Below are 22,445 nucleotides of genomic sequence, written 5' to 3'. Positions count from 1 at the left end.
CGGACCTTCCTGATCTTCATGGCCAGGCCCCAGTCCTACCGCACCGGCGCCCGCGCGCCGCTCCACGTCAGGGACGTCAGAGCACCCGCTCGAACGCCGCCTGCAGCGCGTCTCGACCGCCGCGCTCGACGACGTCGCCGTGCGCCACCACGATGCGCTCCGGCGCCCACGCGAGCATCCGCTCCAGCGAGGCGCGCACCGCGGCGCGATCGCGCATCATCGAGCGGGCGATGCGGGACGGGCCGAACCTCCCGTAGGCGCCGTTCAGGCGCATGAAGAGGCGCGTCGGGAGGTGCTCGCTCTGCGCGATGTGAAAGCAGAGATCCCAGACGAAGAGGGTCCTGCTCGGCCGGTGGAAGAAGACCGTCTCCTCGAGCTTCGGCATCCCGAAGGCCGCCGCCTGGTCGATCTCCGCGGACCAGAGCGGGTCCGGCGCGCCGTCGAGCGCGCCGGTGAACGTCACGTCAGGGCGCTTCTCGCGGAGCCCCCGCGCGCCGTAGAGCCGCGCCCCCGGGAACAGCCGCGCCGCCGGCGAGAGGCCGAGGTGGTGCAGCAGGTTCGGCGCAACGATCGCCCGCACCTCGCCGAGCGCGCGGATCTCGTCCGCCTCCCGCTCCACGCTCGGGAGCGGCGAGAACAGCAGCAGCCCGCCGTCCTCGAGGCGCACGACCGGAGATCGCACCGGAAACCGGAGAAACCCCACCTTCAACGTGTCTTCCGCAACCCAGAGGGATTGATCGAGCCGTCGCAGCATGGTTCAATTGGTAAACCAGCTTGACCATTTAGTCAAGTAAGTTGACCATCATGACCAAGCACGACCTCGATCCATGCGACGTCGCCGAGCTCGAGCGGCGCAAGCGTGTGAGCCTCGGGCAGCTCCTGCTCCGCTCGGCGCGGCTGCTCGACGAGCGGGCGGTGGCGCGCGTCGCCCGGCGCGGCGCGACCGGGGTGCGCCGGGCGCACACGGCGCTCATGCCGTACATCGACCTCGAGGGCACGCGGCAGATCGACCTGGCGGAGCGCGCCGGCGTGACGAAGCAGGCCGTGGGTCAGCTCGTGGAGGAGCTCGAGGCGGCGGGCGTGGTGGAGCGGACGCCCGATCCGGAGGACCGGCGGGCGAAGCGGGTGCGGTTCACGCCGCACGGGCTGAAGATGCTCCTCCACGGGCTCGGGGTGCTGCAGGAGCTGGAGGAGGAGCTCACGCGAGCCCTGGGGGAGAAGCAGATGGCCTCGCTGAAGAAGGGGCTCACCGCGCTGCTCGCGGCGCTGGAGGCGCCGGAGGCCCCGGAGGCGCCGCCCGAGGGCCGGTGAGCGGCGGCGCGGCGGGGCTCCCGGGGGCGCCGGCTGGGTGGGGCTCGAGGCCCAGCGCGTGCGGCAGGAGCCGCGCGATGTTGCGGGCGTCGTCGATGGCGCGGTGCTGCGTCCCCTGAAACGAGAGGCCGACCCGGCGCAGGGCCTGCCCCACGCCGAGCTCGCGCTCGGCGCCGAGGCGGCGGGCAAAGGCCCGCTTGAGGTTGAGGTGATCGCCGCCGAAGGGCAGCGCCACCCCGTGGCGGCGGGCGTCGCGCTCGATCTGCCGCTTGTCGTAGCCGCCCCAGGAGCAGAAGAGCGCCTGTCTTCCGCGCACCAGCTCCCTCAGCCGCGCCGCCGCCGCGGGGAAGCGCGGGGCGGCGTCGACGTCGGCCTGGCGGATGCTCGTCAGCCGCATGCAGAACGCCGAGAGGCGCGGGTGTCGGATCGGGCGCACGAAGCACTGCAGCTCGGCGGCGGGTCGCAGGGTGCCGGCATCGACGAGCACGGCGCCGACCTCGATGATCTCCATCTCGTCGCGGGGGAAGGCGGGGTCGTCGCTGCAGGTCGCCTCGAGATCGATGACCAGGTAGTGAGTGAGGGAAGACATCGGCGTTCTCCTTGAATTCGTTGCGGGTAGTCTGCGGTCGCGACGACCGGAGGACCCGGACACGATTCCGGACACGCCGCCCCCACGGGCTCGCCTACGGGCTTTTCGTGGGGGGATGAAGGGCTCTCCGGGCGAGGGGGAGGGGGCGGCGCAGGCGCTCCAGATCGCGCGGCGGCTCGAGGACGAAGAGCTCCTCTGGCGGGGAGAGCGGCTCGCGCCGCGCTGTTCGGGCGCAGCGCCGCCCGTCAGGAGATCACGTCGGAAGCGTCCTTTGCTTCGAGCGCGTTATCGACCCACCGATCGAGGGTCGCAGGGTCCTTGCACGCCTGGATGCGCTCGCGATGGTCGGCGGTGAGGGCGATCCCTGCGCGCGCCACCAGCCGGAGCAATGCGTCGCGCTTGGCCTCGAGGATGCCCTCGAGCTTGCCCTCCCGGATGCCCTCGATCCGGCCACGCTCGATGAGCTGCTGGGCGAACGGGGGAAAAGTTGCCTTGCCTTCGGTCTGCCGCTCCATGATCAGCGCCTCCAGGGCTCTCCGCATGGGTTCACGCAACGCATTGTAGACGATCTGGAAGTACACCGCCGCGTGCTCGTGGTCGAGCCGTCCGAGCGCCCCCAGCGCGGACTGGACCACGGCGAGACCGTTCGGTCCGTTGCCGTGCGCCACGGCCGAGAGAATGGCGAGCTCCGTCTCCTTTTCCGCCTCGGCCTGATCCGTCACCTCCGGCACACTCGCCGGCCCCAGCACCAGCGGCTGGAGCGTCCCGAGCCCCAGCCCGAGATCGATTTTCTGCGCGGCCCAGGCGGCCACCTCCGCGTCGGGCGCGACGACGAGGACGACAGCCGAGCACTCCTTCCGGGCCCGCACGACCGCGACGTAGACAGGCCATGAGTAGCCCTTGCGCCGATCGATGTCGCGCTGGACCTCGAGGACGATGGAGAGCACCAGCGCACCGGCCCTGTCGCGGAGCTCGAGCACCAGGTCGGCGCAGAACTCGACCGGGAGGAGCTGGTCCAGCGAAGCCTCGACGACCGCGACCGTGGCATACGGCGGGAGATCCAGGTGAAAGAGGATCTGGAGGAAATGAGGCGCGAGCGAAGGATTCTCGCGGAACATGTCGACGAAACCGTTGTGCTCGAGCGTCGGCATGGGCAGCACGCTACTGCCACCTACATGAGGTGGGCAAGCCGCGCGCACGCCTCCAGCCATGTCTCCCATGAGCGTAAATGAGCGAAATGAACCATGGTTCAACCACGCAAGTCGCCGTGTCGCTCCACACGCGACGGCTCAACCGTACAGGCCGGCGCCAAGCAGCTCCACGCAACGAGGGCTTCCCGTGGCGGCGCCGCCGCGATAGGACAGCGCGGTGACACGCCCCATTGCACGGTGGATACCCCTCCTCGCAGCGCTCTCCGCCGGGTGCGCCCCGGCGCCGCCCCCCGCGGCCCCGACGGCCGAAGAGGTCACCGCGAAGAAGGCCGCCAGCATGGCGCTCACCGCGCTGTTGAACCGCAAGTTCGACGTCCAGGGCTGCGACGCCTCCGAGGCGCGCGTGGTCCAGGAGGCCGAGGCGCGCGCGGGCACGCCCCAGGGCGAGCGCTGCGCCATCCTCGTCGCGCGCAGGAGCGACCGGACCTGGCTCGTCGCCGTCCGCTCCTCGCTCTCGTCGGCGTCCGTCGGAGCGCAGGCGCTCGTGACCGTGCTCCCCGAGGCCGAAGGCGTCGGCGCCATCGAGTACACGCGCTGAGCCGCGCGGCGGCCACGCTCACCGCGCCGTGGCGACGAGGAACAACCGCCGGAACGGAAACGGCGTCTTCCCGTCCGCCGCCTTCGGATACGCCGCCGCCACCCGCCCGCCGTACTCCTCCAGGAACTCGGCCCGCTCATGCTCATCGAGCGCCGCGAGCAGCGGCCGCAGCGCCGTCCCCTTGGTCCACTCGACGACCGGATTCGCGCCCTCGAGGACGTGCAGATACTCCGTCTCCCAGATGTCGAGCCGCGCCGCGTGCGGCGCCAGCATCCCGTAATACGCCGCCGGCGCCGCGACCGGGCTCTCCCTCACCACCGCCGCCAGCCTGTCGCGGAAGCGAGGCAACCGGCTCGCCTCCGCCATCGCCGCGTGCGACGGCGCGCCGTGGTTCCTCGGCATCTGCACCGCCAGCACGCCGCCGGCCGCGAGCCGCCCGAGCAGCGCCGGGAACAGCGCCTGGTGGTCGTCCAGCCAGTGCAGCGCGGCGTTGCTGAAGATCAGCGCGGGCGGCGCGGACGGCGCGAAGCGCGCGATGTCGCCCTCGACGAACCGCGCCCCGGGCATCGCGGCGCGCGCCTGCGCCAGCATCTCCGGAGAGCTGTCGACCCCGAGGATCCCCCGGCTCGGAAAGCGCTGCGCCACGAGGCGGGTGATGTTGCCGGCCCCGCACCCGAGATCGACGATCTCGCCCGGCGCGGTGAGATCGACCCGGCCGAGCAGGTCAATCGCAGGACGCGCCCTCTGGTCCTCGAACTTCAGGTACTGCGCAGGATCCCAGTCCGCCATCGCGCCCTCCGCCGATCCAGCGCGGCAGAGCGTGAGCTCTCCGCCGCCGTTTCCTCTCCCTACTTCCAGCAGATCCGGGCGCGCCTGTCGACGCAGAAACCGAGGACGACCCCGGCGGCGACAGCGCAGGAGCCGCCGAGGCCGCCGCGCTGGACATCCCCGCACGGGAGCGGCACCCTCGCGCCGGTGGATGCCCCGGAGATCTCCGATTCCTCGACCCGCCGCGCGAGCGCGGGGTAGCATCGCGCCGCAATCCACCGATCACCGAGGAGCGCCGCGCGATCCGTCGCCGGTCGCACGCAATACCCTATGAAGCTCGCTGTCATCTCAGGCAGTCACCGCAACGGCTCCGAATCGGGGAAGATCGCCCGCCACGTGCAGCAACAGCTGGCGTCGTCGGCGGACGTCTCCTCCACGTACACGCTCGATCTCGCCGACAACCCGCTCCCGCTCTGGGACCCGGAGGTCTGGCAGCCGTCCGAGAAATGGGAGCGCGTCTGGGGCCCCATCTCCGCCGAGCTCAAGACGTCCGACGCCTTCGTGATCATCGCGCCGGAGTGGGGCGGCATGGTCCCCGCCGGGCTGAAGAACTTCTTCCTCCTGTGCACCCGGGGCGAGCTCGCGCACAAGCCCGCGCTCATCGTCGGGGTCTCCGCGAGCGCGGGCGGCGCCTACCCGATCGCGGAGCTGCGCATGAGCAGCTACAAGAACACGTACCTCTGCTACATCCCGGACCACGTGATCGTGCGCAACGTCCGCGGCCTCCTCAACGACCCGGAGGCGCCGCAGTCCCCCGACGACGAGCGCATCCGCGAGCGGCTCCGCTACGCGCTGGGCATGCTCCTCCAGTACGGAAAGGCCCTGCAGCAGGTCCGCGCGAGCGGCGTGATCGACCTGGCCAAGTACCCTTACGGGATGTGACCGGCCCCCGGCGGCGAACACGCTAGTCTCGCCGGGTGCCGAAGATCCTCGTCATCGACGATCAGCCCGCCGTCTGCGTCGCGCTGACGACGCTGTTCGAGCTGCACGGGCACGAGGTCCGCGTCGCCGCCACGCCCGACGAGGCGATGGCGGCGGTGCTCGGCGACGAGCTCGGCGCCGTGGTCCAGGACATGAACTTCCGGCAGAGCGCCACCTCGGGCGAGGAGGGGATGGAGCTGCTCCGCCGGATCAAGGCCGTCGACCCCGAGCTGCCCGTCGTGGCCATGACCGCGTTCACGTCGATCGCGGGCGCGGTCGAGCTGATCAAGGCCGGGGCGAGCGACTACGTGCCCAAGCCGTGGGACGACCAGAAGCTCGTCGCCACCGTGGGCAACCTGGCGCGGCTGCGGGCGCTCGAGCAGGAGAACGCGCGCCTCCTGGCCCAGCGCGGGCGCGCGCGGCACAGGCTCGCCGAGCGCCACGACCTGGCCGGGCTCGTGTACGTGAGCGACGCGATGCACGAGGTCGTGAGCCTCGCCGTCAAGGTCGCGCCCGCCGACGTGCCCGTCCTCATCACCGGGCCGAACGGGACCGGGAAAGAGCTCCTCGCCACCATCGTCCAGGCCAACTCGCGGCGGCGGGACCGGCCGTTCGTCAAGGTGAACGCCGGGGCCCTCCCCGACGAGCTCGTCGAGGCGGAGCTGTTCGGCGCCGAGCCAGGCGCGTTCACCGGCGCGACCCGCCTCCGCGCAGGCCGCTTCGAGGAGGCCGACGGCGGCACCCTCTTCCTCGACGAGATCGGCACGCTGTCGCTGAACGGCCAGAAGAAGCTGCTGCGCGTCCTCCAGACCGGCGAGTACCAGCGGCTCGGGAGCAGCGTCACCCGCAGGGCCGACGTGCGCGTGCTGAGCGCGACCAACCGCGATCTCCCGCGGGCGATCGTCGAGGGATCCTTCCGCGAAGACCTGTACTTCAGGCTCAACGTCATCGAATTGACGATCCCCGCGCTGCGCGATCGCCCCGAGGACATCGCGCCGATCGCGAGCCACCTGCTCGATCGCCTCGCCGCGCGCGCGGCGGGCGGCGAGCGGGTGACGCTCGGCCCGCGCGCGCGCGACGCGCTCGCCGAGCACGACTGGCCGGGCAACGTCCGCGAGCTGGAGAACCGGCTCACGCGCGCGGCGCTCGTGCGCAAGGGCGAGACGATCGAGCCGCACGACCTGGGGCTCGACGCGATCGCGCGCGCGCCGCCGGCGCCCATCGCGACCGGCGCCGCGCACGCCGCGCACGCCGCGTCGTCCGCGCCTTCCGCGACCTCCTCCGAGCGCCTCGAGATCGAGCGCGCGCTCGTCGAGGCGCGGGGCGTCGTCGCCAAGGCCGCGGCGTCGCTCGGCCTGAGCCGGCAGGGGCTCTACCGGCGCATGGACCGGCTCGGGATCCAGATCGAGCGGAAGCTCAAGTAGCGCGCTCGTCCGGCGGCGGCGGCAGGCGGCACTCCGCCTCGGCCCCGCCCCCCTCGCGGCGCCGCAGCGCGAGCGCGCCGCCGTGCGCTGTCGCGATCTCGCGGCAGAGCGCGAGGCCGAGCCCGCGACCCTGCTGCTTCGTCGAGTAGAAGGGCAGGAGCGCCTTGCCCGGCGCGTCGTCCGGCAGCCCGTGGCCTCGGTCGGCCACCGTGAGCGCGAGCTCGCCGGTCGAGAGGCGCCGCACCGAGACCTCGATCTCGTCGGGCGGGCTCCCGGCCTCGACCGCGTTCTTGAGCAGGTTCAGGAGGAGCTGCTGGATCTGCGCTGGATCGAAGAAGCCTGGCTCGTCCGGCGCGCCGCCCACCGTGAAGGGCGCGAGCCCGCGCAGCCGCTCCAGGAAAGGGCGCCAGGGGACCCGCTCGGGGGCGGGCGGCGGGAGGCGCGCGAGCTCGGCGTACGCGGCGAGGAAGCGGGCGAGGTGCGCGCTCCGCTCCTCGATGGTGTCGAAGACGACGCCGAGGCGCTCCCGCTGCTCCGGGCGATCGAGCAGGAGGCGGCCCGAGTGGAGGAGCGAGGAGATCGGCGCGAGGGAGTTGTTGAGCTCGTGGCTGATGAGCCGGATCGCGTTCCTGTGGAGCTCCGCCTCCCGGCGCGAGATCTCGCGCGTGAGCGACCGGACCGAGACGAGGACGTGCGCCTGGGTGTTCAGGCGGAACGCGCGGCGGGCGACGTACAGCGTCTCGATCTCGCCCCGGCGCTCGACGGACACGAGGGCGTCCCGCCCGGCGACCATCGCGGCGCGGAGCTCCTCGGGCTCCCCCGCGAGCAGCGCGGAGAGCGTCCTCTGGCCGACGCGCTCGCCCGCGGCGAAGAGGGCGCGCGCGGCGCCGTTGCCGTACACGATCCGGCCCGCCTCGTCGTGGAGCACCATCGCGACGGGCGTGGCGTCGAGCGCCGTCTCGAGCAGGAGCTCCTTCTGGTAGAGGTCGTCGCGCTGCGCCCGCAGGGCGTCGCCGAGGCGGTTGTGGCGCTCGACGAGATCCCCGAGCTCGTCCCGGCGGTCGTGCCGGACGCGCTGCGTGTAGTCGGACTCGGCGAAGCTCGAGAGGCCGTCGGTCACCGCGCGGAGCAGGCCGACAGCGCGCCCGAGCAGCGCGCGGGAGGCGAGCGCGCCGGCGACAAGGGCGAGCCCGAGCCCCGCAAGGGCGGACACGGGCAGGGACGCCTGCGATCGCGCGGCGGCGAGGCTCCCGGCGCAGGCGGCGGCGGCGGTCAGGGCGACCACGGAGGCGAGGCGGACCCGGAGGGGCACGCGGAGCGGCGCCCGGAGCCACGCGTGGAAGGAGGTCATGATCGCGACGCCTCCGCGGGGGAGACGGCGCTCGCCCGGAGCGCGGGCACGACCGCCGCGGCCATGCCCGCGAGCCAGAAGGCCGCGGCGACGAGGAGCGCCGTCGGCGGCTCGAGGGGCACGTCGAGCTCGGGGGCGGCGGCGCGCGCCGCGGCCCGGAGCCCGGCGAGGGCGACGGCGCCGGCGGCGAGGCCGGCCGTCGTGAGCAGCGCGTTCTCCGCGAGCACGAGGCGCGCGACGCCGGCGCGGGTCGCGCCCAGGGCGCGGCGGATGCCGAGGGCCTGGCGGCGCTCGGCCACGAGCAGCGAGGCCATCCCGATGCGCCCAAGGAACACGACGACGAAGATCGCCCCGAGGAGCGCGAGGGCCAGGCCGCCCGCGCCGCGGCTCGTGCCGGCGTCGAGGTCGACGCCCTCGTCGAGCCGGCGCACGAGCACGGCGCGGCGCGGATCGACGCGCTCGAGGGCCTCGCGCACGCGCGCGCCGGCGCGGTCGTCAGCGCCCGGATCGACGCGGACGAGGTACGCCAGCGAGCGGCCGAGGGCGGGCCCCTCGGCCGCGAAGAGGGCGCGCTGGGCGTCGTCGGGATCGCGGCCCATGGAGACGCGGAACGACGGGACGACGCCGACGACGACGAGGGGCCTCTGCCGGGCGCTCCGGCGCACGATCTGCCCGACCGCGCGGCCGTCCGGGAAGAGGCGCGCCGCGAGCGCCTGCGTGACGACGGCGGGCGTCGCCTCCGCGCCCGCGGCGTCCCCCGCGGCGAGCAGGCGCCCCGCGAGGGGAGCGAGGCCGAGGACCCCGGCGACGCCGCCGCGATCGTCGAGCATCCAGGCGACCGCGCGCGGGCCGCCCGGGAGGGTCGTCTCGACGACCTCCCTGTGCGTGAGGTTGAACGGCGCCGCGGCCGCCTCGGCGGCGGCGAGGACGCCGGCGACGCGCGCGAGGGCCGCGGCGTCGCGGCGGACCGCGGCCGCGCGCTCGTCGAGGGACGCGAAGCTCGGGCCGTCGCGCTCGGTCGCGGCGAGGAGCAGCGACCGCGTCTCGATGCCGCGCGGCGCGGAGGCGCCGCGGGCGTAGTGGACGGCGAGCCCCGAGGCGTGCACCGCCACGGCGAAGCCGAAGGCGGTCTCGAGCACCATGAGGAGCGCGGGCGTCTTCCGGCGAGAGAGCGCCCTGACGAGGGGGCCTAGCACGATCGCCGGAGCCCTTCGGCCGGGGGGATCCTCGCCGCGCGCAGGGCCGGGTACGCGCCGGCGAGGAGGCCGGCGGCCATCGCGGCCACGAGCGCCGCGCCGGCGGAGCGCGCCTCGAGGTGGTAGTCGACCGGCCGGAGGTGGATGACGCGGTTGACGATCTCGAGCGCCGCCGCGGCGACGCCGACGGCGAGCGCGGCGGCGCTCGCGGCGACGAGCGCCACCTCGGTCAGGAGCCCGAGGAAGACGGCGCGGGCGCTCGCGCCGAACGCGCGGTAGACGGCGATCTCGGCGCGCTTCGCGCGGAGCTTCCCCTCGAGCAGCCGCGCGACGCTGAGCGTGCAGGCGCCGAGGAGGACGTCGGCGAGCAGGACGAACAGGGTCGTGCCGGGGTCGTCCGCGCGGAGCGCGTGCAGGCGCTCGCGCGGCACGAGCTCGGCCCCGAGGACGCGCCGGCCGCGCGCGCGCTCGCCGCGGGCGTAGGCGTCGAGCTCGGCCTGGAACGCGGCCCGGCTGGGCTCGTCGCGCAGCTCGACCACGAGATCCAGCCAGCCGTTGTCGGTGGCGGCGAGCGCGTCGAAGCTGCCGCCCGGGTCCTCGACCTCGCGGACCAGCGCCGGCCGGACGCCGAGCGCGAGGCCGGCGGCGCTCGGCGCGAAGACAACGGCCGTGCGCGGCGCGCGCGTGCGCGGGGCGGCCGGGAGCGCGACGACGCCGACCACCCGGAACGGCTCCCCGAAGAGCCGCAGCGTGCGCCCGATCCCGCTCGCTCCGGAGAACAGCGCGCGCTCCGCCGCGTCGGAGAGCACGACGGGGCGCTCCTGGCCGGCGCCCTCCGCCGCCGGCCAGATCGCGCCGCTCCGGACTGTCGCGCCCACCATCCCGAAGAGATCGCTGGTGCAAAAGATCACCTGGACGGGGACGAGCGGGCCGTCGTCCGGGCTCCCGGCGGCCACGGCGGCGAAGAGATCCGACGCGCGCGAAGGGTGGGGGCTCTCGAGGAGGACGCGATCGCGGTGGCTCGGGGGATCGATCGCCCTGGGATCGGTGACGGCGCCGCCCTCCCGCGGGAGGGAGACGAAGTAGAGCCCGCGCGCCGACGCGAACGGATCGGACGCGCGCGCGTGGAGGACCGCGCGCGCGGCGGTCCATGCCGCGAGGCCGAGCGTGAACGCCAGCAGCATGATGGCGGTGTGCCCAGGCTGCCGGCCGAGGCTCCTGAGGGCCATCCGGAGCGCGTCGCCAGCCGTCACGGGAGGCCCTCCGGCGGAGCTTCCGAGGGCGGCGCCGGCGGCGCGGGGGCCCAGGGATCGATGAGCTTGCCGTCGAGCACGTGGACCCTGCGGCGCGCCCGCGCCGCCAGCTCGGGGTCGTGCGTGGTCATGACGATCGTCGTACCGCCGGCGTGGATGCGCTCGAGCAGATCGAGGATCTGCCGCGCCGCGCGGGAGTCGAGGTTGCCGGTGGGCTCGTCGGCCAGGAGGAGCGAGGGCTCGCCGACCAGCGCGCGCGCGATCGCGACGCGCTGCTGCTGGCCGCCCGAGAGCTCGCTGGGCCGGTGGTGGAGCCGCGCGCTCAGGCCGACGCCCTCGAGCGCGCGCAGGGCGCGATCGCGCCGCGCCCGCGCGCTCAGGCCGCGGACCCGCAGCGGCACGTCGACGTTGTCGAGCACGTCGAGGTCGGCAATAAGCTGGAAGCTCTGGAACACGAAGCCGATCTTCCGGTTCCTGATCGCGCTCGCGCGGGCGTCGGAGAGCCCCCGCATCGGCTCGCCGTCGAGCAGGTACTCGCCCCCGTCGAAGGGATCGAGGAGCCCTGCGACGTTGAGGAACGTCGTCTTCCCGGAGCCGGAGGGGCCCATCACGGCGAGGAACTCGCCGCGCGCGACGCGCAGCGTGAACCCGGCGAGCGCGTGGGTCTCGAACAGGCCGCGCCGGTAGACCTTGGTGACGCTCGTCATCCGTATCATGTCGGCCACTTTGGCAGGAATTGCAGGTACTTTATCTTCACGGCCACCGGCCAGCCAGCTACCGTCGTCGCGTGAAGCGGCTGTCTCCATCGAAATCCGCTCCCTCTGCCACCCCGCGCGCGCATCGCCATGGACCGACGCGCAGGGTCGTGGCCGTGGTCTACGACGGCGCGAGCGCCATCGACGTGGCGGGGCCCACCGACGTGTTCGCCCTCGCCTCGGACATCGCGAGCGCGAAGGTGCCCGGCGCTCCCCCCGCCTATGCGGTCGAGATCGCGGCCGTGAACGGCGGCGTGATCCGGACGCTGTCGGGGGTGCAGATCGTCGCCCACAAGGCGCTCGCGGATCTGGCGCCAGGCATCGATACGGTGCTCGTCGCCGGGGGCGAGACCCGTGAAGCGACGCGGGATGCCCGGCTGCTCGCCTGGCTGCGCGCGACGACGCCCGAGGTGCGGCGCATGGGCTCCGTCTGCACGGGCGCCTTCCTCCTCGCCGCTGCGGGGCTGCTCGCGGGGCGCCGCGCGGCCACGCACTGGCATTCCGCGGCGGCGCTCGCGCGCGAGTTTCCCGGCGTCGAGGTCGACCCCGACGCCATCTTCGTGCGGTCCGGGAAGATCTACACGTCGGCGGGCATGACGGCGGGCATCGACCTCGCGCTCTCGATGGTGGAGGAGGATCTCGGATACGACATGGCGCTCCAGGTGGCGCGGGGGCTCGTGGTGTTCCTCAAGCGCCCGGGTGGACAGTCCCAGTTCAGCCGCCCGCTCCTCGCGCAGACGGTCGCCGCGGGCTCGCTGCGGGGCGTGATCGACTGGGTGCTCCGGCACCTCGACGCCGACCTGCGCGTCGAGGCGCTGGCGGAGAGGGCGGGGATGAGCCCGCGCAACTTCGCGCGGACGTTCACCCGGGCCATGCGGATGACGCCCGCGAAGTTCGTCGAGGCGGCCAGGCTGGAGCAGGCGCGCTCCTGCCTCGAGGGGGGCCGAGCCTCGATGAAGCAGCTCGCGCGCGACTGCGGCTTCGGCACGGACGAGCGGATGCGGCGCGCGTTCCAGCGCGCCCTGCAGGTCACGCCGGAGGACTACCGGAGGCGCTTCGGTCGAGCGTGAGCGGACGCGGGCGCCCTGCCGCGCGCCCGCGTGTCCTGAAAGCAGGGCACGATGTCCTTTCCGCCGCGGCCGGCACCGCTCACAGTCAGGCCTGCGAAGCGCGCTCGTGAGCGCCAGGCGCGGGGCCGCGTCGAGACGAAGCCCCGCCATCGAGGCGATCCTCGGCAGATGACGAAACGAAACGAAAGGGTTCAGGGACGAACGATGACGGACACCTATGACATCAAGCTGCCAAGTCCTCAGCCGCCGCTCCGGGTCGGCATGGTGCTCTACCCGGGCCTCACGGCGCTGGATCTGATCGGCCCGCAAAGCGTGCTGACCGCTCACGCGACGACGTATCTGCTCTGGAAGACGCGCGACCTGGTCATGACGGACTCGGGGGTTCCTATCCAGCCGACGGCGACCTTCAGCGACTGTCCGGACGACCTGGACATCCTGTTCGTGCCGGGCGGCATGGGCACCCCCGACGCCATGGTGGATCAGGAGATCCTTCGCTTCCTGAGGGATCGGGGCGCCCGCTCCAGGTACGTGACCTCCGTGTGCACGGGGTCGCTCATCCTGGCCGCGGCGGGCTTGATGCAAGGATACAAGGCCACGACACACTGGTCCACGCGCCACATCCTGGAGGCGTTCGGCGTGGAGTGTGTCCCGGCGCGCGTGGTGGTCGATCGCAACCGGATCTCGGGCGGCGGGGTGACCGCAGGCATCGATTTCGGGCTGACGCTGCTGGCGCTGCTGCGCGGAGAAGATGCCGCGAAGCTGACGCAGCTCATGCTGGAATACGACCCCGCCCCGCCCTTCAACGCCGGGGTGCCCGAAGCCGCGGGACCCGAGCTGACGCAGCGCCTATTGAGCGTCCTCGAGCCGTACGATCAGCAGATGCGGAAGATCGCCGCCGAGAGGAGCACCAGCGCGAGCTGAGGCGCCGGCCGCGTGGCCGCCACGGGCCGCAGCATCATGCCAGCATCTGTCGCCGCGTCCCTCGTCGATCGGGAGCGCGCCACCCACGCCGCGGCCTCCCCGGGGCTGGTCGTCACGTGGATCGCGGGATACCTCTTGACCGCGCTGCTACAACTCCCCATGACGGAGCTCTGGATCGCCGCGGCGATCCCCCTGTCGCGGGCTTCGCTGCTCGCCTTCGTCCATGGCGCCGCGCGCGATCGACGGACGCTCGGCGTGTTCGTGACGACCTTTCCCCCTCTCTTCGTGGTGCTGCTGATGATGGTCTTTCACCCCGCCTGGTCTGGTGTCGAACGATGAGCGCGCTCCGCACCCTGCGCCTCGTCGGCTTCCTGGAAGGGCTGTCCTTCCTGGTCCTCCTCGGCGTCGCGATGCCGCTCAAGTACCTCTTTGAGCTGCCGATCGCCGTGCGGATCGTCGGCAGCGCCCACGGGCTCCTCTTCCTCCTGTTCGTCGGCGCGCTGATTCGCGCGGCCACCGAGCGCGACTGGCCGCATCGCCGCTCCCTCGCGGCGCTCGTCGCGTCGCTCGTCCCCTTCGGGACGTTCGTGCTGGATCGCGCCCTGAAGCGCGAGATGGAGGGCGACGCGCAGGCGGCCGGCGATGGCTGACGCTGGCGCGTCGCGTCCACGTCGCGCGCGCCGGCGCTGCGCGCGGATGCGGCTCGAGGACACGGGCGTGATGCCCAGGTACGACGGACAGGCCAGGACTGGCTGAACTTGCGAGGCGGTTGCACTCGAATCGCCCCGGCGCGCTCGCCTGCTCGCGAAGCCGCTCGTCCGCCTCGAGGTCGCGACGCGCCGACGGCGCCTATCGCGCCGGTGCGTTATAGGGCGTCGTCGGGGATGAAGCAGCAGCAAGGCGGGGAGACGGGGAGGATTTTGAAGATTTCCCTCCCCGTCTCCTCGCCTCCCTGTGAAATTGTCTCCGCTGAAAAGGGCTGCAAATGAGCGGATTCCTCGGAGGTCAGGCGGGAGGACTCCAGTCGGCATAGTAGCGTTGCCGCATGCGCTCACAGTAAGCAACGAGGTTGGGCTGGGCCTCGGCGTGGCGCTTCAGCGAGGAATCGACGGGGAAGCGGAGCACGCTGGCGAGGAGGGCGTACACGGTCGCGTCCACCGAGCTCGGCTCGGTCCCGAGCATGAAGGGCTGGTCGCCGAGCAGGGTGGCGATGGCGTCGAGGTCCGCCTTGCCCTGGGCATAGATCTCCTCGCGGCTGTGGCGCCCCGTGCCCTGCGCGCGGAGCATGCCGGTCATCCGTTTGCGCCACCTCGTAGGGGAGGCCGACCATGCGCAGCCAGGTCTCGAGCTTGACGCAGAAGGGGCTGATGTTCGGGATGCCCCACGCGGCGGGGGCCTGATAGAGGGTGATCATCTCGGCGCTCCTCGTTGACGTTCCAGCACGTCATGTCATCTCCCCGAGGAGCGGCGCGGCGTCCACGTGGACGGACGAAGGCCGGAATCCCTCGCTCTTCCCCGCAAGAAATCGACGCCGAACAGCGAGCCCACGACACCTGTCCGCCTCCGCCGCGGACACCTGTCCGGACGCGGACACGCGCCCTCGCGCGCCGCCCGCCGATTGCGGCCAATCCTCTCGGGCACGCCCGCTGCTTGGGCGCCTCGCATGCGTCTTCTCATCCACTTCGTCTTGCCCTCCGCCACGGCGCTCCTCCTCGGTTGTTCCCCCGAGGCGGCGCCGGGCGCGAGCCCCCCGACATTCCACAGGGACATCGAGCCGCTGCTTCAGAAGAGCTGCCTCGGCTGCCACGCGCAGGGCGGCACCGCGCCGGTGAGCCTGGCCTCGTACGAGAGCGCGAAGGCGCTCGCGCCGGTCATCGCCGATGAGACCGAGGCGCGGCGGATGCCGCCGTGGGGCGCCCTGCCGACCGACGAGTGCGCGCCCCCTCGCCCGTTCCGGGGGGGACCTGCACCTCTCCCTCGACGAGATCGCCCTGCTCCGCGCCTGGAGCGACGCCGGCGCGCCCGAGGGGGATCCCGCGGACGCCCCGGCCCCCTACAAACCCATCGCGGCGGGCCTGTCGCGCACGGACCTCGAGCTCTCGCCAAAGGCCCCCTTCGCCGCGGCGGAGGGCTCCGACAGCTTCCGCTGCTTCGTCCTCGATCCGGGGCTCACGGAGCAGGCGTGGGTCCAGGGCTACGACGTGCTGCCGGGCAACCGCGCCGTCGTGCACCACGCGCTGCTCTTCATCGACGCGAACCGCGAGGGCGAGGCGCTCGGCGGCGAGAGCGGCAGCTACGAGTGCTTCGGCGACGCGCGCCTCTCGGAGACGGCGCTGCTCGGCGCCTGGGCGCCCGGCACGCAGGCGTTCGAGCTGCCGCCGGACATCGGCATCTCGGTGCCGGCGAACGCGCTGCTCGTGATGCAGGTCCACTACCACCCGAAGCCCGGCGAGGCGCCCTCGCCCGACGCGACCCGGGTCGCGCTCCGCCTCATGGACGAGAAGCCGAGCCGCGCGCTCTCGCACCTCGCGCTCGGCAACGCCGAGGCGCCGTTCCGGGACGGCACCGGGCTCCTGCCCGGGCCGGGCGACCGCGGGAGCGTCGAGTTCCGGATCCCGGCCGGGGCCCGGGGGCACGTCGAGCGGATGCGGTACGTCATCGACTTCCCGATCCCCGAGATCTCGATCTACGGCGCCGGCGTCCACATGCACCGGGCCGGCGTCGACCTCAAGGTCGACCAGATCCGCGCCGAGCCGCGGGGCGACGAGGCCGACCGCCAGTGCCTCGTCCAGACGCCCGCGTGGGACTACAACTGGCAGCGGCTCTACAGCTACGACGCGCCGATCGACGAGCTGCCCGCGCTGCGGTCGGGCGACACGATCGAGCTGCGCTGCACGTACGACAACACAACGGAGAACCCGGCGCTCGCGGCGCAGCTCATCGAGGAGCGCCTGCCCGCGCCGCAGGACATCGTCCTCGGCGAGTCGACGCTCGACGAGATGTGCGTGGCGTTCCTGCCTGTCGTCCACCCGAACCCCTGAGGAGACGCCGATGCCTTCGAACCCCTGTCACGCACTGTTCGGTCTCGGCGCGCTCCTGCTCGCCGCCTGCTCTTCACCGCCGAGCGCCGCGCCGCCCGGGCCCACGGCGCCGCGCGAGGACCTCTGCCCGGAAGGCTTCGCCGATTGCGACGGCGACAGCGACAACGGCTGCGAGGCCGCCCTGTTGACGAGCGTCGAGAGCTGCGGCGCGTGCGGCGCGCGCTGCGCGGGCGGCGACGGCGCGACCGCGCTCTGCGCGGCGGGCGCCTGCGCCCTCGCGTGCGACGCCGGGCGAGCCGACTGCGACGGCGACGGCGGCAACGGCTGCGAGGTCCTCGTCGCGGAGGACCCGCGCCACTGCGGCGCCTGCGGCGTGACCTGCGCCGACGCTTGCTGGAACGGCACCTGCGACGCCGCCGTGCTCGCAGGCGAGCTCCGGCTGCCCACGTTCCTCGGGATGGACGCGACCGGGCTCTACTGGACGAACCAGGGCTCGGGCGACGCGCCGGACGGCAGCGTCATGCGGCTCGATCCGGGCGGCGGGAAGCCGGTGGCGCTCGCGCCGGAGCAGGAGCTCCCGGGCCCGCTCGCGCTCGACGAGGCCGCCGTGTACTTCGCGCACGCGCGCGGCCTCGCGGCCGTCCCGAAGGCCGGCGGCGAGGTGGCCGAGCTCGCGCCCGGCACCCGCGGCGTCACGGCGCTCGCTGTCGACCAGGGCGCGCTCTACTGGGTCGAGGCGGGGGCGCCGCCGGCGTTCGAGGACGGCGGGCTGTTCACGCTGCCGCTCGGCGCCGAGCCCGGCGCGGCGAAGGTGATGCTCGCGGCCATCCCGGGCGCCGCCAGCGGGGTCGCGCTCGACGCAGGCCACGTCTACGTGACCGCGCGGGGCACCGGCGCGGCCGACGGCGCGATCTACCGGGTGGCGCGCGACGCGGCGCCGCCGAGCGCGCCGGAGCGGCTGCACGAGGCGCTGGTCGCCCCGCGCGCGCTCCAGGCGCGCGGCGGCGCGCTGTGGCTCATCGAGGGGCGCGGGATCGCCACCTTCTCGCCCGGGAGCCCGCTTCGCAGGGTCGTCCCGGATCTGCCCCAGATCCCCGCGCAGCTCGCGTTCGACGGCGCGCGCGTCTTCTGGACGACCGCGCGGGAGGCCGACGGTCAGGTGCAGAGCGCGCGGCTCGACGGGGGCGATCTCGCGACGCACGCGCGCAACCTGAGCTACCCGTGGGGCATCGCCGTGGACGGGACGAACGTCTACTTCAGCCTCGCGTGGAACGGCGGGCCCGCTACGGGGGCGCTGGTGCGCGGGCCGAAGGGCCCGTGACCGCGCGCTCCGCCGGGGGAGCCCGGCCTCAGCGCCGGCCGACCTTCGCGCTCGCCGCGGCGTGACCGCGCTGGATCGCGCGGGTCCAGAGGTCTGTGCAGGGCTTTCGCCCTCCGGTCCTCCGGCCTTTGCGCTTCTTCACGCACCGGCGCGGTCGCCCTGACTACGCTGACCCGCATGGCATCCGGAAAAGGTCGCTTGCTCGGGCTCCTCGGCGGGCTGGTCCTGGCCGAGGCGAAGGTGCAGGCCGTGGGCACGCCCCACCCGCTCTACCGGCGCGTGGTGCTCGAGGGCGAGGGGCTGCGCACGCGCAGCTGGCAGCCCGGCGACAAGATCCAGGTGCTCCTCCCCTCGAACGACGTGCGGACGTACACCCCGATCGACTGGGCGGAGGGTCGGACCACGCTGCTCCTCCATGCGCACGGGAGCGCGCCGGGCGCGCGGTGGACGGAGACCGTCCGCCCGGGCGACGTCGTGCGGTTCGTCGGCCCGCAACGCTCCCTCCGTCTGGGAGGCGTGGGCCTCCTGACCGGCGACGAGACCTCGCTCGGCGTGGCGGCCTCGGCGCGCCGCCTCGGCGTCCACGCCGTGCTCCGGGTGGCGAACGTGCCCGCGGCGGAGGCGGCGGCGCGATCGCTCGACGTCTCCGTGGACCTCGCGGGGTCCGACGAGGAGGCCGCCGCATTGCTCCGCGAGCGCGCGGCGGGCGTCGCCACGGCGGTGGCCTGCGGCGGCGGCGCGTGGATCCAGCGGGCCCGCGAGGTGCTCCGGGCGGCCGGGGTGCGTGAGGTGCGCGCCAAGGCCTACTGGATCGCAGGGAAGACCGGGATCGACTGACCCTCTCTGCACACCCGCGAGCGCTGTGCGGAGTGATCGGGAGCTCGATCCAGCGCGCCCGCGGCGCTAGCTCTGCGACGGCTCGAAATCGCCCCCTGCCACCGTTTCAGCGTCATTTCGTCCGTCATCACCGGACGTGGCAACGCTGTCGGGCGATTGCTCCCACGCTCGACGAAGGAGGACGACGCTGCATGTCAGGGCACCGAGCGCGCGGCCCGACCCGCGCGCCTCTCTTGACGGCCGGGCGGGCGGGGGACGAATCTGGCCATACCATGTTGGTGATCCGGCGGGCGCAGTGGGACCGGCTGGCGGACGTGGCCGACGAGGCGTTGGCGGACCGGCTGGCGGAGATCGCGCGCCTGCACTGGCCGGCGGCCGCGGCGTTGACGCCGGAGGCCCGGCGCGAGCGGGTGAAGGGCGCGCTGGCGCGCGGTCGGCGGGCCGGGTTCGTCGCCGATCGCGACGCGGGGTGCTTCGTCATGCTCGACTTCGCGCTCGGCGCTGGCTTCGAGCAGGAGCGGGACTGGGCGCGCGCCATCCTCGGCGCAGGAGGAACGAGGCCCGCCGAGCGCCTGCAGCGCCTGCTCACCCGGGCGCGCGGGGAGCTGGGGTGACCGGCGCGCTCGGGGGTGTGGCGGTCGGTGTTGCGGCAGGGCTGCCCGCGCCGCCGACGTCGCGAGGCGAGCCGTCCCTTCCTCCCGCCGTCCGCCTCGAGCGCCTGGGGTTCGAGCACGCCGCCGCGCTTCAGGCGCTGCTGTCGTCGGCGGCCGTGGCCGGGGCCCTCGGGCTGCGCCGCCCGCTGCGGCCCGATCACGCCGTGGGCGACGTGGCGGCGCTGCGCCACTTCGAGCGCGAGGGGACCCGCGTCGGATTCGCCGTGGTGGTCGCGGGCGCGGGGGGCGCCGCCGTCATCGCCGGTGGATGCGACCTCTGCGCGATCGATCGTCTCCGCGGCGAGGCCACGCTCCGCTTCTGGCTGGGCGAGCCGTTCTGGGGGCGCGGGATCGGGCGCGCCGCCGTGGGCGCGCTGCTCGACGAGGCGCGCGCCCGGAGCTTGCGGACGGCCAGGGCAGTGATAGCCGCCGACAACACCCGCTCCCGGCACCTCGTCGAGGCGCTGGGCTTCGCCGTCGGCGGCGACGGGCAGCAACGTCCGGCGACGGAGCGGAGCGCGCCGCCCCTCGTCTACCTCCGCGCCGTCTGACCGCCCCGATCGAACGAATCGGCTCTCGAGCTACGAATGGACAATCCCGATCACCTTCCCGCCAAGCGGCTGTCTTCAAGGAACTGGGGGCAGGAGCGCGCCGGGTTCTTCCGGTCACCCACGCTGCAGGAGCTCGGCCTCGTCGATCTCTACCCGTTTCTGAGCTCGGAGGTGGAGGGGAGCTGGCCCGATTGCGACGAAGTGATCGAGCTGCTCGAGACCCTTCGTCTGCGGACCCGCTACTACCGCAAGCGGTTCATCACCATCGAGCAGAGCGGGCTCGACCTCTCCACCGCCGCGGTCCAGACCGAGATCGTGGACAGGAGCGGACCGACGGCGAGCTGCTCGTCCCTGACGGAGGAGGCCAGTCGTGAGGAGAAGGAGGGGGAGGAACGGCCCGAAAAGCTGTTCAAGGACCCGGGCTCCCCCGCGACGTCCGCCACCGAGCTGTTGCTGGCCTGCATCTACGAAGGGAACGTCGCAAAGGCGAAGGAGGCCATCCTGGCAGGCGCCGATCTCTACCTGCCCTGTGCGTACAAGCCGTGCATGATCGACAATTTCCTGTATCACTACTCGGGAGCCACCGATTTCTCATGCTCGCCCCGGCAGGCAGCGTACGTCGAGTATTGCTGCTCCCTGGTGGCCAACGGCGGGCTCTCGTGGGCGTGCCAATCGACGCCGCGCGACATGAAGGCGCGCCTCGCGATGCTGCAGCTGCTCCTCGACCATGACAAGACCGACGTCCACCCGGACGCGCTCCTGACCAGCAAGTTGAAGTTCGACCTGGGGCACCTCGAATGCCTCCTTGACGGGCCGCACTGGCAACATCGGGGCAAGCGGGATGCCTCCACCGACGTGCGCGACTTCATGCTCCTCTTGCTCTGCTGGCTGGTCGGCATGTGCACCGAGCTCAACGAAGCGAACCGCCAGCGCTCGTGTGGAATCGAGGATCTCTGGCAACGACTCCTGACGATCGACTCGCTCTGCGAGCTCTGTGTCGGGATCCTCTACGGCCAGGGGATGACGAACACCATCGGGCTGCCACCGTTGAAGGCGCCGCTGGCCTTCTCGGTCGAGCTCGTCACCGAGGTCTTCAAGCTGCAGGCCACCGCCTCCGATTGCGCCCGGGAGCTGGACAAGCGGCTGCGAAACGAGCTGAACATCGACGCCCCCATCGTCCCGGGGGGACGCGAGGACCTGTGGGGAGCCGCGAAGCGAAACCTCTGGAACTACCTGCTGGAGATGCAGGACGCATTGCGAGGTTCGGACCTCATCTGGTCCGCCATCTTCACGCCGATGGACCCCGCCGCGCACGCCGAGCGCTTGGAGGATCCGACGGCTGTGTTCCATGGTTTCTGCGATGCGCTGGAGAAGAGGGCGTCGAGGCACCCGGACAAGGCGGAGAGGTGCAAGCGACAGCTGGAAGCCCTGCGCGAGTACGACACGATCGCGCGACGGATCGTGAGCCGGTCGCTGAAACAGCGAGGTTGCATCGATCTCCAGACCCTACTCACGCTCCGCCGCGAGCTGCCGGTCGCGGAGAAGGTCGAGGCGCTCATCGCTGGCGCGTTGGGCCTTGGGCAGAGCCTGCAGCAGCACATCGAGGAGGCTCTCGCGGCTGTTCACGCCTCGACGACGCACCCCGAGGAGTTCGGGGTCGCCAGGGAGATCAAGAACAAGGACGACCCCAGCGTCTGCGGGAGCGGTCCCGATGTCGAGTTCTACGGCCAGGGAGGCCTGGCGTGGGACGCCAAGCGCCTGGGCGGCAACCGCAAGGAATGGGACGCCACGCAGCGCAAGGGGTTCAAGACCAAAAGCGCGGTCCCGTGCGCGCTGCTGCTCGACGCCACCTACGGCAACCAGCGCCGCTACCAGCGGGCCTGGGCCGAGATCTTCGCGGTGATCGCCCGCGCCAAGCTGCGGCTGTTCCGCGTCGTGAAGGGGACCCGCCGCCCGGCGCTGCTCGAGATCTCGGTGACCATGATCTGCAAGGCGCGGAGCCCGCAGATCCTCATGCCGGGCGATCCCGAGCTGAGCCCGCGCTGCTCGTACGGGGCCCTCATCGTCGCCGACTGGCTCGACACAAGGAAGCTGAAGCCGGGGGGCAACGCCATCCAGCTGGACACCACCACGAGCTCACATCCGTGGCTGTCCGCGGCCCTGACCATGATCTGCAAGGGGGAGCTCACCTGGTATGACTTCTTCAAGGACCACACCAAGGAGCTGCCACTGCCAGATGGCCGCCACGTGTGCGTCGAGATCGCCCTCACCGCCGTCCCCGGCCTGACATTCCCGGAGCCCCCGAGCGAGGAGACCGGCGAGGAGATCAAGAAACTCTGGCGGATCATCTGGGTGGTCGACACCCATCAGTTCTTCATCACCTTCACGCACTACGAACGCTGGTCCCTGAACCACGAAAAGCAGATCCTGGGGATGCCGGCGTTCTTCGAGATCCTCGGCGCGCCGCCGCTGAACCTGAACCAACCGCCCACGGGCCAGACCGTGGAGACGGCGTTCGGCGCCTTCGTGGGGGCGCTGCAGTGAGAGCGCCGCCGGTCGCCAGCGGGAGGCGTGGCGCCGCAGCAGCTCGGTCACGCCGTGCAGCGAGCCGGCGGTAGAAGAGCCCTGGAGCTCCTCGTGAAAGCGGCCAATCAGCACGGGTTGGGCGCTACTC

Annotated in this window: 24 protein-coding genes; 14 read left to right on the top strand and 10 right to left on the bottom strand. The window is 72.8% G+C overall.

Annotated elements, in window-relative coordinates; genetic code table 11:
• Positions 1 to 76: 76 nt before the first annotated feature.
• Entirely contained in the window at positions 77 to 754 is a 678-nt protein-coding gene (locus WMF22_RS48520; RefSeq protein WP_437296624.1) for a DUF4336 domain-containing protein, read from the bottom strand.
• Between the two features lie 50 nt (positions 755 to 804).
• Between WMF22_RS48520 and WMF22_RS48515 the strand changes: the two genes are divergently transcribed.
• A complete protein-coding gene (locus WMF22_RS48515) occupies positions 805 to 1,311 on the top strand; it encodes a MarR family winged helix-turn-helix transcriptional regulator (protein WP_438034174.1) in 507 nt (168 codons plus the stop codon).
• Here WMF22_RS48515 and WMF22_RS48510 read toward each other — a convergent pair.
• Complete coding sequence (locus WMF22_RS48510) at positions 1,247 to 1,900, bottom strand: exonuclease domain-containing protein (RefSeq protein WP_438034173.1); 654 nt, start codon at positions 1,898 to 1,900, stop codon at positions 1,247 to 1,249. The two genes, WMF22_RS48515 and WMF22_RS48510, sit on opposite strands and share 65 nt — an antisense overlap.
• A 245-nt stretch (positions 1,901 to 2,145) precedes the next feature.
• Positions 2,146 to 3,051 carry a hypothetical protein gene (locus WMF22_RS48505; RefSeq protein ID WP_438037341.1) on the bottom strand — a complete coding sequence of 302 codons (906 nt, stop codon included), beginning with the start codon at positions 3,049 to 3,051 and terminating at the stop codon, positions 2,146 to 2,148.
• 217 nt (positions 3,052 to 3,268) lie between these two features.
• Here WMF22_RS48505 and WMF22_RS48500 point away from each other — a divergent pair, with 217 nt between their 5' ends.
• On the top strand, positions 3,269 to 3,649 hold the full coding sequence (locus WMF22_RS48500) for a hypothetical protein (protein WP_012241451.1): 381 nt from the start codon (positions 3,269 to 3,271) through the stop codon (positions 3,647 to 3,649).
• Between the two features lie 18 nt (positions 3,650 to 3,667).
• Here WMF22_RS48500 and tam read toward each other — a convergent pair whose 3' ends face one another.
• Positions 3,668 to 4,438 carry a trans-aconitate 2-methyltransferase gene (tam, locus tag WMF22_RS48495; protein WP_437296620.1) on the bottom strand — a complete coding sequence of 257 codons (771 nt, stop codon included), beginning with the start codon at positions 4,436 to 4,438 and terminating at the stop codon, positions 3,668 to 3,670.
• A 59-nt stretch (positions 4,439 to 4,497) separates the two neighbouring features.
• Positions 4,498 to 4,737, bottom strand: coding sequence for a hypothetical protein (locus tag WMF22_RS48490; RefSeq protein WP_437296619.1), 240 nt, complete (start codon positions 4,735 to 4,737; stop codon positions 4,498 to 4,500).
• Positions 4,738 to 4,747: 10 nt separating this feature from the next.
• On the opposite strand from WMF22_RS48490, the gene WMF22_RS48485 reads away from it, so the two are divergent.
• A complete protein-coding gene (locus tag WMF22_RS48485) occupies positions 4,748 to 5,359 on the top strand; it encodes an NADPH-dependent FMN reductase (protein ID WP_437296618.1) in 612 nt (203 codons plus the stop codon).
• A 35-nt stretch (positions 5,360 to 5,394) separates the two neighbouring features.
• A complete protein-coding gene (locus tag WMF22_RS48480) occupies positions 5,395 to 6,822 on the top strand; it encodes a sigma-54-dependent transcriptional regulator (RefSeq protein WP_438034172.1) in 1,428 nt (475 codons plus the stop codon).
• On the opposite strand, the gene WMF22_RS48475 is transcribed toward WMF22_RS48480, so the two are convergent.
• From WMF22_RS48475 to WMF22_RS48460, 4 genes are read right to left on the bottom strand one after another with little or no spacing between them, the layout of a single operon-like run.
• Positions 6,815 to 8,173 carry a sensor histidine kinase gene (locus tag WMF22_RS48475; protein ID WP_438034171.1) on the bottom strand — a complete coding sequence of 453 codons (1,359 nt, stop codon included), beginning with the start codon at positions 8,171 to 8,173 and terminating at the stop codon, positions 6,815 to 6,817. The two genes, WMF22_RS48480 and WMF22_RS48475, sit on opposite strands and share 8 nt — an antisense overlap.
• Positions 8,170 to 9,369 (bottom strand): FtsX-like permease family protein, encoded by a 1,200-nt coding sequence (locus tag WMF22_RS48470; RefSeq protein WP_438034170.1) that lies wholly within the window; start codon positions 9,367 to 9,369, stop codon positions 8,170 to 8,172. Before WMF22_RS48470 ends, WMF22_RS48475 begins: the two co-directional genes overlap by 4 nt.
• Positions 9,363 to 10,622 carry an ABC transporter permease gene (locus WMF22_RS48465; protein ID WP_438034169.1) on the bottom strand — a complete coding sequence of 420 codons (1,260 nt, stop codon included), beginning with the start codon at positions 10,620 to 10,622 and terminating at the stop codon, positions 9,363 to 9,365. Before WMF22_RS48465 ends, WMF22_RS48470 begins: the two co-directional genes overlap by 7 nt.
• Positions 10,619 to 11,338, bottom strand: a complete 720-nt coding sequence (locus WMF22_RS48460; RefSeq protein ID WP_438034168.1) for an ABC transporter ATP-binding protein — start codon at positions 11,336 to 11,338, stop codon at positions 10,619 to 10,621. Before WMF22_RS48460 ends, WMF22_RS48465 begins: the two co-directional genes overlap by 4 nt.
• Before the next feature lie 149 nt (positions 11,339 to 11,487).
• Between WMF22_RS48460 and WMF22_RS48455 the strand changes: the two genes are divergently transcribed.
• The 4 genes from WMF22_RS48455 (at position 11,488) to WMF22_RS48440 (ending at position 14,018) form a co-directional block, all read left to right on the top strand.
• Positions 11,488 to 12,447 carry a GlxA family transcriptional regulator gene (locus tag WMF22_RS48455; protein WP_438034167.1) on the top strand — a complete coding sequence of 320 codons (960 nt, stop codon included), beginning with the start codon at positions 11,488 to 11,490 and terminating at the stop codon, positions 12,445 to 12,447.
• A 204-nt stretch (positions 12,448 to 12,651) separates the two neighbouring features.
• The gene (locus WMF22_RS48450; RefSeq protein ID WP_438034166.1) at positions 12,652 to 13,368 is read left to right on the top strand and encodes a DJ-1/PfpI family protein; all 717 of its coding nucleotides are present in this window, start codon (positions 12,652 to 12,654) and stop codon (positions 13,366 to 13,368) included.
• 36 nt (positions 13,369 to 13,404) lie between these two features.
• The gene (locus WMF22_RS48445; protein WP_438034165.1) at positions 13,405 to 13,707 is read left to right on the top strand and encodes a hypothetical protein; all 303 of its coding nucleotides are present in this window, start codon (positions 13,405 to 13,407) and stop codon (positions 13,705 to 13,707) included.
• A complete protein-coding gene (locus WMF22_RS48440; RefSeq protein WP_437296609.1) occupies positions 13,704 to 14,018 on the top strand; it encodes a DUF3817 domain-containing protein in 315 nt (104 codons plus the stop codon). Before WMF22_RS48445 ends, WMF22_RS48440 begins: the two co-directional genes overlap by 4 nt.
• A 355-nt stretch (positions 14,019 to 14,373) precedes the next feature.
• Here the strand turns inward: WMF22_RS48440 and WMF22_RS48435 are convergent, their stop codons facing one another.
• Complete coding sequence (locus WMF22_RS48435) at positions 14,374 to 14,664, bottom strand: glutathione S-transferase C-terminal domain-containing protein (protein WP_438034164.1); 291 nt, start codon at positions 14,662 to 14,664, stop codon at positions 14,374 to 14,376.
• Between the two features lie 584 nt (positions 14,665 to 15,248).
• Here WMF22_RS48435 and WMF22_RS48430 point away from each other — a divergent pair.
• From WMF22_RS48430 to WMF22_RS48405, 6 genes are all read left to right on the top strand, one after another.
• Positions 15,249 to 16,409, top strand: coding sequence for a hypothetical protein (locus tag WMF22_RS48430; RefSeq protein WP_438034163.1), 1,161 nt, complete (start codon positions 15,249 to 15,251; stop codon positions 16,407 to 16,409).
• Positions 16,410 to 16,419: 10 nt separating this feature from the next.
• Complete coding sequence (locus tag WMF22_RS48425) at positions 16,420 to 17,730, top strand: hypothetical protein (RefSeq protein WP_438034162.1); 1,311 nt, start codon at positions 16,420 to 16,422, stop codon at positions 17,728 to 17,730.
• A gap of 177 nt (positions 17,731 to 17,907) precedes the next feature.
• Positions 17,908 to 18,567, top strand: coding sequence for a siderophore-interacting protein (locus WMF22_RS48420; RefSeq protein WP_438034161.1), 660 nt, complete (start codon positions 17,908 to 17,910; stop codon positions 18,565 to 18,567).
• A gap of 272 nt (positions 18,568 to 18,839) precedes the next feature.
• Positions 18,840 to 19,181 (top strand): hypothetical protein, encoded by a 342-nt coding sequence (locus tag WMF22_RS48415; RefSeq protein ID WP_437296600.1) that lies wholly within the window; start codon positions 18,840 to 18,842, stop codon positions 19,179 to 19,181.
• The gene (locus WMF22_RS48410; protein WP_438034160.1) at positions 19,178 to 19,771 is read left to right on the top strand and encodes a GNAT family N-acetyltransferase; all 594 of its coding nucleotides are present in this window, start codon (positions 19,178 to 19,180) and stop codon (positions 19,769 to 19,771) included. The genes WMF22_RS48415 and WMF22_RS48410 overlap by 4 nt, the downstream gene beginning before the upstream one ends.
• A gap of 36 nt (positions 19,772 to 19,807) precedes the next feature.
• Entirely contained in the window at positions 19,808 to 22,315 is a 2,508-nt protein-coding gene (locus WMF22_RS48405) for a hypothetical protein (RefSeq protein ID WP_438034159.1), read from the top strand.
• Positions 22,316 to 22,445 lie beyond the last annotated feature (130 nt).

It is taken from the genome of Sorangium sp. So ce204 (assembly GCF_051526795.1).
Classification (GTDB): Bacteria; Myxococcota_A; Polyangia; order Polyangiales; family Polyangiaceae; genus Sorangium; species Sorangium cellulosum_B.
Note: the sequence above shows the minus strand (reverse complement) of the source record. Positions and strands in the feature narration are given on the sequence as shown.

Bases quoted from the DNA above. Each gene is read 5' to 3' on its own strand.
- WMF22_RS48485 (WP_437296618.1), top strand. From the start codon at position 4,748: ATGAAGCTCGCTGTCATCTCAGGCAGTCACCGCAACGGCTCCGAATCG.
- WMF22_RS48440 (WP_437296609.1), top strand. From the start codon at position 13,704: ATGAGCGCGCTCCGCACCCTGCGCCTCGTCGGCTTCCTGGAAGGGCTG.
- WMF22_RS48520 (WP_437296624.1), bottom strand. From the start codon at position 754: ATGCTGCGACGGCTCGATCAATCCCTCTGGGTTGCGGAAGACACGTTG.
- WMF22_RS48475 (WP_438034171.1), bottom strand. From the start codon at position 8,173: ATGACCTCCTTCCACGCGTGGCTCCGGGCGCCGCTCCGCGTGCCCCTC.
- WMF22_RS48510 (WP_438034173.1), bottom strand. From the start codon at position 1,900: ATGTCTTCCCTCACTCACTACCTGGTCATCGATCTCGAGGCGACCTGC.
- WMF22_RS48420 (WP_438034161.1), top strand. From the start codon at position 17,908: ATGGCATCCGGAAAAGGTCGCTTGCTCGGGCTCCTCGGCGGGCTGGTC.
- WMF22_RS48425 (WP_438034162.1), top strand. From the start codon at position 16,420: ATGCCTTCGAACCCCTGTCACGCACTGTTCGGTCTCGGCGCGCTCCTG.
- WMF22_RS48435 (WP_438034164.1), bottom strand. From the start codon at position 14,664: ATGACCGGCATGCTCCGCGCGCAGGGCACGGGGCGCCACAGCCGCGAG.
- WMF22_RS48445 (WP_438034165.1), top strand. From the start codon at position 13,405: ATGCCAGCATCTGTCGCCGCGTCCCTCGTCGATCGGGAGCGCGCCACC.
- tam (WP_437296620.1), bottom strand. From the start codon at position 4,438: ATGGCGGACTGGGATCCTGCGCAGTACCTGAAGTTCGAGGACCAGAGG.
- WMF22_RS48405 (WP_438034159.1), top strand. From the start codon at position 19,808: ATGGACAATCCCGATCACCTTCCCGCCAAGCGGCTGTCTTCAAGGAAC.
- WMF22_RS48450 (WP_438034166.1), top strand. From the start codon at position 12,652: ATGACGGACACCTATGACATCAAGCTGCCAAGTCCTCAGCCGCCGCTC.
- WMF22_RS48430 (WP_438034163.1), top strand. From the start codon at position 15,249: ATGAGACCGAGGCGCGGCGGATGCCGCCGTGGGGCGCCCTGCCGACCG.
- WMF22_RS48515 (WP_438034174.1), top strand. From the start codon at position 805: ATGACCAAGCACGACCTCGATCCATGCGACGTCGCCGAGCTCGAGCGG.
- WMF22_RS48460 (WP_438034168.1), bottom strand. From the start codon at position 11,338: ATGATACGGATGACGAGCGTCACCAAGGTCTACCGGCGCGGCCTGTTC.
- WMF22_RS48505 (WP_438037341.1), bottom strand. From the start codon at position 3,051: ATGCCGACGCTCGAGCACAACGGTTTCGTCGACATGTTCCGCGAGAAT.
- WMF22_RS48415 (WP_437296600.1), top strand. From the start codon at position 18,840: ATGTTGGTGATCCGGCGGGCGCAGTGGGACCGGCTGGCGGACGTGGCC.